7 protein-coding genes are annotated in these 11,698 nt (G+C 65.6%); 1 reads left to right on the top strand and 6 read right to left on the bottom strand.

The genetic code is table 11. The annotated features are described in order from the left end of the window. Positions 1–286: 286 nt before the first annotated feature. Positions 287–1,948, bottom strand: coding sequence for a fatty acid--CoA ligase (locus ABE493_RS16920; RefSeq protein ID WP_346500094.1), 1,662 nt, complete (start codon positions 1,946–1,948; stop codon positions 287–289). Between the two features lie 24 nt (positions 1,949–1,972). Then, on the bottom strand, positions 1,973–3,817 hold the full coding sequence (locus ABE493_RS16915) for a 3-hydroxybutyrate oligomer hydrolase family protein (protein WP_346500092.1): 1,845 nt from the start codon (positions 3,815–3,817) through the stop codon (positions 1,973–1,975). Between the two features lie 88 nt (positions 3,818–3,905). Between ABE493_RS16915 and ABE493_RS16910 the strand changes: the two genes are divergently transcribed. Continuing rightward, positions 3,906–4,580 (top strand): response regulator transcription factor, encoded by a 675-nt coding sequence (locus ABE493_RS16910; RefSeq protein ID WP_346500090.1) that lies wholly within the window; start codon positions 3,906–3,908, stop codon positions 4,578–4,580. Positions 4,581–4,633: 53 nt separating this feature from the next. Here ABE493_RS16910 and ABE493_RS16905 read toward each other — a convergent pair whose 3' ends face one another. The 4 genes from ABE493_RS16905 to ABE493_RS16890 all read right to left on the bottom strand — a co-directional run bounded on the left by ABE493_RS16905 (position 4,634) and on the right by ABE493_RS16890 (position 11,605). Then, a complete protein-coding gene (locus ABE493_RS16905) occupies positions 4,634–7,969 on the bottom strand; it encodes a hybrid sensor histidine kinase/response regulator (RefSeq protein ID WP_346500088.1) in 3,336 nt (1,111 codons plus the stop codon). A 65-nt stretch (positions 7,970–8,034) separates the two neighbouring features. Next, positions 8,035–8,520 (bottom strand): MaoC family dehydratase, encoded by a 486-nt coding sequence (locus ABE493_RS16900; RefSeq protein ID WP_346500086.1) that lies wholly within the window; start codon positions 8,518–8,520, stop codon positions 8,035–8,037. Next, positions 8,517–9,395, bottom strand: a complete 879-nt coding sequence (locus ABE493_RS16895) for an alpha/beta fold hydrolase (protein ID WP_346500084.1) — start codon at positions 9,393–9,395, stop codon at positions 8,517–8,519. Before ABE493_RS16895 ends, ABE493_RS16900 begins: the two co-directional genes overlap by 4 nt. An 11-nt stretch (positions 9,396–9,406) precedes the next feature. Then, complete coding sequence (locus tag ABE493_RS16890) at positions 9,407–11,605, bottom strand: TonB-dependent receptor (RefSeq protein ID WP_346500082.1); 2,199 nt, start codon at positions 11,603–11,605, stop codon at positions 9,407–9,409. Between the last annotated feature and the right edge of the window lie 93 nt (positions 11,606–11,698).

Below are 11,698 nucleotides of genomic sequence, written 5' to 3'. Positions count from 1 at the left end.
GCTCTGGTGTCTTGCGTTCAAGGGGCTGTTGGTGATTTCACGGCTGCCGGCTTCGCGGCTTACGCCGCTCCTACAAAATCTCCGCCGCCGGAAGGCTGATAGAAGCCGCGTTTTCCGGTTTCGGTCCGCGAAGTGCGTGACGCGCTGGCCTGCCGCTTCGTTGTAGGAGCGGCGGCAGCCGCGAAGCTCGCGATCCATCCGAGCAAGGGGCTGCAGGTGATTTCATCGCTGCCGGCTTCGCGGCTGACGCCGCTCCCACAAAAGCTCAGATGTTCCGCTCGGCGCGTCAGGTGCGGACTGGGTCTGCCGCCAGGTCATGCAGGCTGCGCAGCTTCTTCTTGTTGATCTTGCCGACGCTGGTGCGTTCTATTGCTTCGACAAAGCTGACCCGGTCCGGGATTGCATAGCGGGAGATGTCGCCGCAGCGGCTGCGCGCGGCTATCAGTTCGATGATCTCCGCTTCGCTGACCTCGCTGCCGGCGTGGATGACCACCAGTGGCAGCGGCCGCTCACCCCATTTGGCATCGGCGATGCCGATCACCGCGACCTCGTTGACCGCTGGATGCATGGCGATGATGTCTTCCAGTGCCAGCGAGGAAATCCACTCGCCGCCGGTCTTGATCACGTCCTTGATGCGGTCGGTCACTCGCAGGTAGCCGCCCGAGTCGATGTTGCCGATGTCGCCGGTGTGCAGATAACCACCGGCCCATAAAGCGGCCGAGGCCTCGGGATTGTGCAGGTAGCCTTGAGTGAGCCAGGGCGCGCGCACCACTACTTCGCCCGTGGCGATGCCGTCGTGGGCGGCCTCGTTCATCTCCTCATCGACGATACGCAGCTCCACCAGCGGCACCGGAATGCCGGCCTTGGTGCGCAGCGACAGCTCCTCGTCGGTGCCAGCCACGGCGTCGGCATCAATCTGCGCGAGCGTGAGCAGCGGGCAGGTCTCGGACATGCCATAACCTCCAAAGATATCGATGCCGCGTGCCAGCGCCTGCTGTGCCAGCGCACGCGGCAGTGCCGCGCCGCCGATGATCACCTTCCAGCCGCGCAGATCGGTATCTGCTGCAGCGGGATGGCCGAGCAACATATGCAGGATGGTCGGCACGCAATGCGAGAAGGTCACCTTTTCGCGCGCGATCAGCTCCAGCAATCGCCCCGGCAGGTAGCGACCGGGATATACCTGCTTGATGCCCATCAAGGTGGCCACATACGGCATGCCCCAGGCGTGGACATGGAACATCGGCGTGATCGGCATGTACACGTCGTCGCGGTGCAGGCGGCCCTGCGTTGGCGCGCTGCCCAGTGCTGCCATCGCGGCCAGCGAATGCAGCACCAGTTGCCGATGGCTGAAATGGACGCCCTTGGGCAGACCGGTGGTGCCGGTCGTATAGAACATGGTGGCGCGGGTGTTTTCGTCGAAATCCGGAAAGCTGATGACCGGCTCGGCGTTGCGCATTCCGGCTTCGTACTCGGTGGCGAAGCCGCTGGGCAGCGGGCCGGCTTCATCGTCCAGCAGCACCCGCGTGCGCAGATCCGGCAGCTGTTCGGCGATGCTTTCCAGCACCGGCAGGAACTCGCGGTTGGCCAGGATCACTCGTGCGCCGCTGTGATTCAGCGTATAGGCGATCTGCTCCGGCGCCAGGCGGATGTTCACCGTCATCAGCACCGCGCCGATCATCGGCACCGCGAAGTAGCTTTCCAGATAGCGGTTGCTGTCCCAGTCCATCACCGCCACCGTATCGCCCGGCTTCACTCCCAGTGCGGTCAGCAGGCCGGCCAGCTGGCCGATGCGCGCCTGTAGCGTGCGGTAGTCGAACCGAACGCTGTCGCCGTAGACGATCTCCTGCTCAGGGCGCACCGCCAGTGGCGTGTGCAGCAGCTGTTTGATCAGCAGCGGATAGGCGTACGGGCTGGAATCGGAGGGGTTTGGGGTGGTGGCAAATGACATCTGGGTATCCTGTTTGGCAGCGCGTCAGCGGCCGGAGACGGCTGGAATGGACAGCTGCGCGCGCTGCAACGGCGCTTCCGCGCGTGGCGTAGGCTGGATCAGCGCGTCCTGCGGCAGGGCGCGCGCGGGATCCTCCAGGTGATCCCACACCTGGTCCAGCGCCGCGAACATGTACGGCAGCAGCGGCACATAACGCTTGCGGTAATCCGGGAAGGCCAGCAGCGAATCGAAGTGCTGCCCGTTGGCGACCCGCCAATAGGCGATCTGCGCACCGGCTGCACGTGCCAGCGGCACGTAGCGGTCGCTGGTCATGCTGATCGGCACCAAGCCGTCGTCGATGCCGTGGATGACCACGATCGGCAGGCCACGACGCGGCGCCTTTGCGGCGGCGTCAGCGATGCCGGCACGTACCCGCTTGGCGCCGGCATCGTCGCCGCTGGCGAGCGCGCGCAGGCAGTTCAGCCCACGCAGCGGGTCATCTGCCGACTGTGCGGCGTTGCCGTCCACCAGCACCACGCCGCTGCCCGGCGGTATGCCGCTGGCCTCACTCCACCAGCTTGCACGGACCTCGGCGGTTGCCCGCCCGGGTTTGCCGTCAGCGGCTGCAGCTGAGTAGCTGTACGCGCAGGGATGTTCGCCCGCGCCATAACGCCCGTATGCGGAGGCATAGGTCGCCGCGATTGCGCGCCACAGGTCGAATCCGGTGGAGAACGTGCCTGCACGCAGGGCAGCTTCACTCAGGCCGGCATCGGCAAGCTGCTGGCGTGCCGACTGGGCCTGTGCGGCGGTGTCTTCGCCTTGCACCAATCCTGCCGACTTCAAGATGCTGCAACGCTGGGTCCAGGCCGGTGCTGCCTGTGCCTGCATCGGAGGCTGCGGCAGATCGTCGATTGCAAGCAAGGCGCAGGGCATCAGCAGCGCGGACTGGGTGACGAAGTCGTACAGCGGCGGTGCGCCGGCAACCGAGACGTTCGGCTCGCCAGCCACCATCGCATCGAACCAGTCGCCCTCGATCTCGGCGGCACGCAGGACGGCGCCGCCGCCGTTGGAGACGCCAGCACCCAGCGTGCGCGTGTTGGCCGGGGTAAATGGTGCCGATTGCGGGTAGGCGCGGTCCAGTGCCTGCAGGCCGAACTGCACGGCCTGCACAAGGTGCCGGCCCCAATCTGCTTCAGGGTTGTCGCCCGAATGTGCATGTTTGAAGGCAACGCCATGGCTGGCTTCTGCGTCCGTGGGCACGAACGCCAGCGCGCCTTGGCTGGCCGGTGTGCCATCGGCCTGGAAGCCGGCCTTGGCGTCCAGATCGTAATAGTCGCTGCCGGCGCCCTTGTCGGTATAGACCACCGCGCAGCCACGGGCCAGGCTCCAGCTGCCGGCAACCGAAATGGCGCCGTAGATGCCGCGCGAGCCGGAGGACGCCGTAGCAACCAGGCAGCGCCGTTGTGGGTCGAAGTTGTCGGGTACCTGCAGCAGTACGCGGTGCGGCTGGCGTGCGCCGGGGATGCGCGCATAGGCCGAAAATTCGCGCCCGGGTGCGGCGTGCAGGTTGCCGTAAACCTCTCCGAAGCCACCGCCCGGGGTCAGGTCGGCAATGCCACGCCAGCTGCTCCAGATCGCGCGCCGGCGGGCTTCCTCAGCGTTCGGCTGGGCCGGGTTGGCAAAGGCCGGCGCCGTGGTGGAGCGCAGCGCATCCAGCCCCAGCCCTGCCGTCAGCAGATCATCATTGCCGCGGTGCCGGGTTTCGCGCCACTGCTCGAACACAGGTGCCGCAGCGCTTGGGCTGCGCTTGGCGGCACTGGCGACGGAGACGCAGCCCGACAACAGTGGCAGCGCGGCGCAAAGCAGGGTAACGGAGCGGGGAATGTTCATTACCCAACACTAGCAAGCCGGTGTGGTTGTGCCAGCGTACCTAGGTCCCCGTGCTCCGTTGCCAGCGAACTGCTAACCTCGCTTGAACATGCCGACCCTGCTCATCGCCGACGATCACCCCTTGTTCCGCGCCGCGCTGCACCGTGCGGCCGAAGAGGCGGTCGATGACCTGCAGATCAGCGAGGCCGATTCGCTGGACAGCGTGCTGGAAGCGATCGAGAGCCAGCAGATCGACCTGATGCTGCTGGACCTGCACATGCCGGGCAACCATGGGCTTGCCGGGCTGGCGACGATCCGCGCAATGCAGCCGGGCTTGGCGATCATCATCGTCTCGGCCAATGAAGAGCCGCAGGTTATCCGCCGCGCCATCGACCTTGGCGCTGCCGGCTACCTGCCCAAGAGTTCGGGGCTGGTGGACCTGCAGCAGGCGCTGCAGACGGTGCTTGATGGCGAGCGCTGGATTCCGGCGATGCTGCGCGAGACCGTGGCGCGGGTGGCACCGTTCAGCAAGGACGCCGATCTGGCTGCACGCCTGGCCAGCCTGTCCGCGCATCAGTACAAGGTACTGAGCCTGGTGGCGGAGGGGCTGCTCAACAAGCAGATCGCAGACCGCCTCGGCGTGCAGCTGCGCACGATCAAGGCGCATATGACCCGCATCATGGGCAGGCTGGGTGTACGCAACCGTGCGCAGGCGATCCGTGTGCTGCACGAAATGGGCTTGAACGATCCGTCGCGGCAGATTGAAGAGACGCAGGACGCCTGATCGGCCTGCTAGCGTGCCGCAGGTCAGCGGAATTCAGCGCTGCCTGTTCTGTTTCAGCTCTCGACCGTGCTGCGCACCGCCAGCAGATGGTTGATCGCCCAGCGCAGTGCCAGCGGCTTGAACGGTTTGTTCAACAGCGACAGCCCGACCTCACGCACCGCCTCGCGCGTGTCACTGCCGCTATCGGCGCTGAGGATCACGGTTGGTCGCGGCTTGTGCGCGACAGTGAGCCGTTTCCACAGCTGGACGCCGGTATCGCCTTCATCGAGGTGGTAATCGAACAGCCACAGGTCGGCGTCGCCTGCGCTCGTGGCGATGTCGTTGCCGTGGCTTGCTGCGATCACTTCACAACCCCAGGCCAACAGCATCTGCCGCATTGCTTCCAATGCGTCCGCATCGTTGTCGACGACCAGCACGCGGGTACCCTTGATGGTGCTGTTGCTGCTGGCAGGCGTCTGGTTGCGCGATGCCGGCGGCGGTGTCGCCCGCGACACGGTGATCGAGAATGCCGAACCACGGTTGACCTCACTGCGCAGCGCCAGCGGCGCGTGCAGCAGCTCGGCGATCCTGTGTGCGATCGCAAGACCGAGCCCCAAACCCTGGCCGTTGCTGCGGTCGCCGCGGTGGAATTCCTCGAATACGACGCTCTGCTGCTCCGCGGTGATGCCGGGGCCGCTGTCATGCACGACTATCGTCAGGTTGTCGCCGTTACGACGCACGCCGAGCAGCACGCCGCCATTGCGGGTATAGCGGATTGCATTGGCAAGGAAGTTCTGCAGAACGCGGCGCAGCAGCAGCGGGTCGCTGTGCACCCAGACGTGGCTGCGCACATGGCGGAAATGCAGGCCGCGTGCCGCCGCCAGCACGGCGAACTCCTGTGCCAAGGGATCGAGCACGGTAGACAACGCGAACGGGCGTGGATCGGCGACCAGCCCGCCGGCTTCCAATCGCGAAATATCGAGAAGTCCTGACAGCAGGTCGTCGGTGGAGTCCAATGCGCCACGGATCTGCCGCAGGAAACTGTGCAGAAACTCCGACTCGATGTGCTGGGACATCGCATCGGTGAGCAGCTGCGCGGCATGCAAGGGCTGGATCAGATCGTGGCCGACGGCGGTCAGGAACCGCGTTTTCGCCACGTTCGCACGTTCGGCTTCGTGCACGGCCTGTTCCAGTCGCGCGGTGCGGTCCTGCACGCGCAGCTCCAGGGTTTCGTTGCTGCGCTTGAGCGCATCCTCGGCCAGCCGGAACGCGGTGACATCGGTGAAAGTGGCAACGTAGCCGCCACCCGGCATCGGGTTGCCACGGATTTCAACGATGGTGTCATCCGGGAAGATCCGCTCCGACAGATGCGGCGTACCGCGACGCATATGCGCCATGCGCCGGGTCAGCGCCTTGCCGACGTTGTCGCCGGGGTTGTCGGCTATCTTCAGTTGCCCCAATGCCCACGCGGTCAGGTTGGCAACCGGTTGGCCGACCTGCAGCAGTTCGGGTGGGAACTTGAACAGCGCGGCGTAGCGGCTGTTCCAGGCCACCAGCTGCAGCTGCGCATCGACCACGCTGATGCCCTGGCTCATGTTTTCCAATGCCGCTTCCAGCAGGCGCTGATTGAAACGCAGCACTTGGGTGGCCTCGCCGACAGCACGGGTGACCGCATCCAGCGGTGCGGCGCCGCCGTCGCGGGCGGCCTCGACCAGCAGCCGCGCCATGCCTGCGCCGACCACGGCGGTCAGCTCGCGCTCGATGGCGGTAACCCGTTGGTCATCCAGCATCTGCCCAGCATGCCCGTCCATCAGCTGCCGCGCGCGCTCGTGGCCGAGGAAGCGGCCGGCCGTCTTGCGCAGCGAAGCTGCCGCCACCGCATCTTTCTGCAGTGGCAGCGAAGGGCGTACCGCGCGCGATACCAGCGCCACGGTGATCAGGTTGACTGCCAGGCTGGCGCCCATGCTGATGGCGATGTGGCCGGGCTGCATGCGCAGCGAGAACAGCGCAAGCCAGTGCAGGCCTTCCTGGTTCGCCGACGGGGCTGGAATCACCATCGGCAACAACACCAGCCACAGCCAGCACAGCAAGCCCAACACGATGCCGGCCATTATCGCTGGCGACGGCGTGCGCGGCCGGTACACCGCCAGCAGCACCGCCGGTGCCAACTGCGACAAGGCGGTGAACGACATCAAACCGAAATCACTGAGCGCCTCGGTGCCACTCATCGCGCGGCTGTACAGCCACGACATCAGGAACACGGCGAGGATGCCGGCGCGGCGGAACGCCAGCACGCGCGGACGCAGGTCGGCGCCAGCATCGCTGCTGCCACCGTCGACGCCGCCAAGCAGGCGCGCGCCAAAACCGTGGTTGCCCAGCATGATCGACAAGGTCAGGCCGGACAGGATCATCATGCCGGTGGCAGCACTCAGGCTGCCCAGATAGGCCAGCAGTGCCAGTACGTGGTGGCCGCGTTCCTGCGGCAAGGCCAGCACGTACAGATCAGGCGATACCGAGGCGCCCAACTGCGCGGCACCGGACAAGGCCATCGGCACCGACGGCAGGCCAATCAACAGCAGATAGAGTGGAAACAGCCAGCGCGCAGTCTTCAGATCGGACGACTGGCGCAGTTCGACCACGCCGACGTGGAACTGATGGGGCAGGGTGAACGCCGCCATCGCCCCAAGGGCGACCATGGTCAGAAAATCGGGGACCACCGCCGCTGGCGGCAGCTGCAGCATCTTGTCGAGCAGGGGCGCACCAGCGCGGTGCACCGACAAGGCCGCATAGAGACCGATGGCCAGCAATGCTGCCAGCTTCAACAGCGATTCCAGACCCAGCGCTACCACGATGCCGCGGTTGTGCTCGGTGGCCGAGGCCTTGCGTGCGCCGAACAGCATGGTGAACGTGGCCATGGTCAGCGCGAACCAGAACGACATGTCCAGCTGCCATCCGCTGGCCGCGAAGCGGTCGCCAAGCAGGGCGCTCAAGCCCTGGCTGACGGCCTTCAACTGCAGTGCGATGTAGGGAATGATGCCAAGCAGTGCGACCAGGGTGATGGTGACGCCAAGCCCTTGATCGGTGCGCAGCCGTGCCACTACCAGGTCGGCGATGGTGGCGCTGTTGTGTTGCTTGGCCAGGCGGCCCAGGCGCGCCAGGAATGGCAGGCCGAGGGCGAAGATCAGCGCCATGCCGATCAGCGTTGGCGGGATCGGAAAGCCCCATTGCACGCCCTGCGACGCGGCCCCGTAGTACGTCCACGCGGTGCAGTGCACGGCCAGCGACAGCGCGTAGATGGCCGGCCAGACCTTGGCCAGGCGGTGACCTTGGCGCTCACCCCATAGGGCGACGCCGAACAGCAGCACGGTCCACGCGATGCAGGCGAACAGGACGATGGAGGGCGTCAACATCGCTCCAGTGTAGAGAGAAGCGTGGCCGGCGTGCACGACCCCCGGCCATGCGCTGTGGGTTGGTGCTAGGGCGCGAGCACGATCAGCGACAGCTGCTCGGCGACCAGTGCGATTTCACCGCCGGGTTGCAGTTCCACGCTCTTGTGCTGGGTCAACAACCACTGCCCGGGCTGGCGCGGTTCCAGTGAAACCAGCCGCGAGCGCACCCGGATCTGCGAGCCGCTGGCTACCGGCGCGAGGAAGCGCACCTTGTTCAAGCCGTAATTCAGTACGTGGGCAATGCCGGGGAAGCCGACCAAGGCCGCCACGTCCTCTTCCACGGTGAGCGAGAGCAGCAGGAAACCATGGGCGATGGTATGGCCGCCCGGCAACTCGGTTTTCGCACGGGCCGGATCGACGTGGATCCAGTTATGGTCGCCGGTCGCCTCGGCGAAGGCGTCGATGCGCGCCTGTGCGATGCGGGTGCTCACGCCCAGCCGTTCGCTCGCCGCCCATTGCTGCAGGGCGTGCAGGGCTGCCGGCAGCTCCTTGTTGATGTCGGTCGCGCTCATTGCAGGCGCCCCAACAGGGCAAGGATTGCATCACGCGCTTCGGGCTCGGACAGTGTCGGTGCATGGCCGACATCGGGCACTTCGACCAGACTCGCGTTCGCTGAGGTTGCTGCCATCTGCTGGGCGACGTCTGCCGGCAAGATGTCCGACAACGCGCCGCGTACCACCAGCACCGGCACACGCGCGGTCAAGCCGCGCACCGCCCGCCACAGCACCGGCCGCAGCAACCACAGCAGCAATGGCCGAGTGGTGCGGATGACCGCAGGATCGTAGTCCAGTTCCAGCAGGCCATCGTCGCGCTGACGGAAACTGCGCGAGGCCATCGCCCGCCAGTCATCGGCGCTGAAGCGCGGGAAGGATGCCTTGCCGATCGACTCGGCGTAGGCGGCTGCCTGCTCCAGCGTCATCGGCGGCAAGGCCTTGCCGGCGTATTTGCCGATCCGCGCCAAGGCTTCGCGCGGCACCTTGGGGCCGGCATCGTTGAGCACTGCTGCTGAAATCAGTTCCGGTGCGCGCGAGGCGAGGGTGATGGTGACCAGTACACCCAGCGAGGTACCGATGAACACCGCCTTGGCGATGTTCTGCGAGCGCAGCAGCGCCACCATGTCATCGGCGTAGGCGCGCGGGTTGTAACTGGACGGATCCGGCGCACGCGCCGAACCCGCACGCCCACGCAGGTCGACCGCAAGCACCCGCCAGCCCACCGCGCTCAGCGTTTGCGCCAGGGCATCGAAGTCGGCGGCGTTGCGGGTCAGCCCGGGAATGCAGACCACCGTGCCGCGGGGCGATTGCCCCGCGGCCGGTGCATGGTCGCGCGCGTGCAGGCGCAGGCCATCGTTGCTGCTCCAGTACAGGTCATCGTAAGACTGGGTCATGCAGGTGTTTCCTAGAAATCGTAACGGACGCTGAGGCTGTACTGGCGCGGCGGGCCGTAGAAGCCGATCAGGGTGCCGACCGCCGGGATGTTGTAGCCGGTGGTGCGGTATTCCTTGTCGGCCAGGTTGGTGCCCTGCAGCGAGAAGGTCCAGGCGTCATTGAGTTTCCAGATCACGCCGGCATTGACCAGCCCGTAGCCATCCTGCTTGATCACCGGGCTCAGGTCGGTGGTCGGCCACACTTCGCTCTGGTAACTGTAGCCCACGCGTGCGGACAGGTTGCTGCCATTGGCCAGCTCGGTGCGGTATTCCACGTTCAGCGCACCGGAGAAGTCCGGCGCATTGGTGAACTTCATTTTGTCGGCGACGTTGACGCCGCGGTCCATGTACTCGTCGTACTTTGTATCCAGCCAGGCCAGGTTGCCGGAGATCAGCCAGTTCGCGGTCGGCAGGTACTGGTATTCGATTTCCAGGCCGTTGACGGTGCCTTTGCCGGCGTTGGTGAAGTCGCCGAAGAAGGCGTCGTTGACGCCATCGCCATTGGTGTCGATGCCGGTGAACACCGACAGCTGGATGTCCTTGTACTTGTTGTGGAAGGCCGACAGGTTCAGGAACAGGCGCGAATCGAGGAAGCCCATCTTGCTGCCGATCTCGAAGCTGTCGACGGTCTCGTCATCGAACGGCTCGGCCGAGCGAGGTACCGCCACGGCGTTGGCGCGGATGTTGTAACCGCCTGACTTGAAGCCGCGCGTTGCCAGGCCATAGACCATGATGTCGGGGGTGATCTGGTAATCCAGCGACACCTTCGGCGAGACGTTCTTGAAGTTGGTGGTCTTGTCGAAATCGGCGGCCACCGCGATAGGACGGCTGAAGGTCGCGTCGGAATAGAAGCGGTTCAGCACGATCGCGCGCTTGTCTTCATCGGTGTAACGCGCGCCGACATCGAGTTTGAGCTTGTTGGTCAGGTCGAACGTCCAGTCCGCATAGACCGCGATGCTGTCAGTCAGTACTTTGCCGCGGGTATCGCCGAACTGCAGGTTGAAGAAGTTGTTGCGGATCTGCCCACCGGCTTCACCACTGAACCGGTACAGGCCGACCACGCCGCGCACGCGGCCACCGGCATCGTAGTTGAACTGCAGCTCATTGCTGACCTGGCTGTCCTCGTAGAAGCCGCCGACGTCGGCCAGCTTGACCGGCGTGGTGTCGAAGTCGATGTTGGAGTGGCTGTCGGATTCGCGCTTGGCAACCACGTACTTCAACGCAACGTCGTCGTTCGGACGCCAGTTGACCGTGGCCGAGGCGCCCTTGGTCTCGACGCTGTTGAGGTTCTGCATGCCCGAGCGGATGTCGTAGCGGTCATCCATCGGCGGGTAGGCCGGGGTGAACGGGTTTGCTGCCAGCATCTTCGAGCCACGCATGCCGGACTGGTCATCGATCCAATCCAGGGCGAACTGCACGTCGAAGTCGTCGCCTGCATAGGCGCCCAGGTTCAGGCGCGCGGCGTTGATCTGCTTGTCGCTGATCGGCTGGCCGTTGAAGGTGTTTTCGCCGAAACCATCGCGGTTCATGCTGGCCACCGCGATGCGCCCGCGCAGGCCGCTGTCGGCGCCGCCCAGCGGGCCGCCGATGGCCGCCTTGGCGTCGAGCTGGTTGTAGTTGCCGGCGGTGATCTGCGCGTAACCCTCGACCTGGGTGGGCAGGCCGCGCGAGATGTATTTGATCGCGCCGCCGATGGTGTTCTTGCCGTACAGCGTGCCCTGCGGGCCACGCAGTACTTCGATGCGTGAGACGTCGAACACATCCAGCAAGGCGCCCTGCGGACGCGCGATATAGACGTCATCCAGATAGATGCCCACGCCCGGATCCGCGCCCCAGGTGGGATCGGACTGGCCGACGCCGCGGATGTAGGCGGTGACCGTGCTGCTGGCGCCACGCGCCGCGTAGATGGTCAGGTTGGGCACCTGCGAGTCGAGGTCTGCGATGTCCTGCACGTTCAACTTGTCCAGCGCTTCGGAGGTGAAGGCGGTGACCGCGACCGGCACTTCCTGCAGGGTTTCCTCGCGCTTGCGCGCGGTGACGGTGATGCTGTCCAGGTTGGTGGCCGAGGCGGCCTTGCCCGCTGCGGGCGCAGCTTGTTGCGCTTCCTGTGCCAATACCGGCCCGGAGGCCAACAGCGCGCCGATCATCAGGCTCAAACAGTTCCGCTTCATTCGGTCCTCCCCAGGCAAGTGCGTTGTAGATGGCCGAATGCCACCCTCGGAGCCTAGGCTAGCGACGCGGATGTGCACCAGCGAGTGGACCTA

It is taken from the genome of Stenotrophomonas terrae (assembly GCF_039674165.1).
Lineage (GTDB): Bacteria > Pseudomonadota > Gammaproteobacteria > Xanthomonadales > Xanthomonadaceae > Stenotrophomonas > Stenotrophomonas terrae_A.
This window is presented reverse-complemented; position numbering and strand designations above follow the sequence as displayed.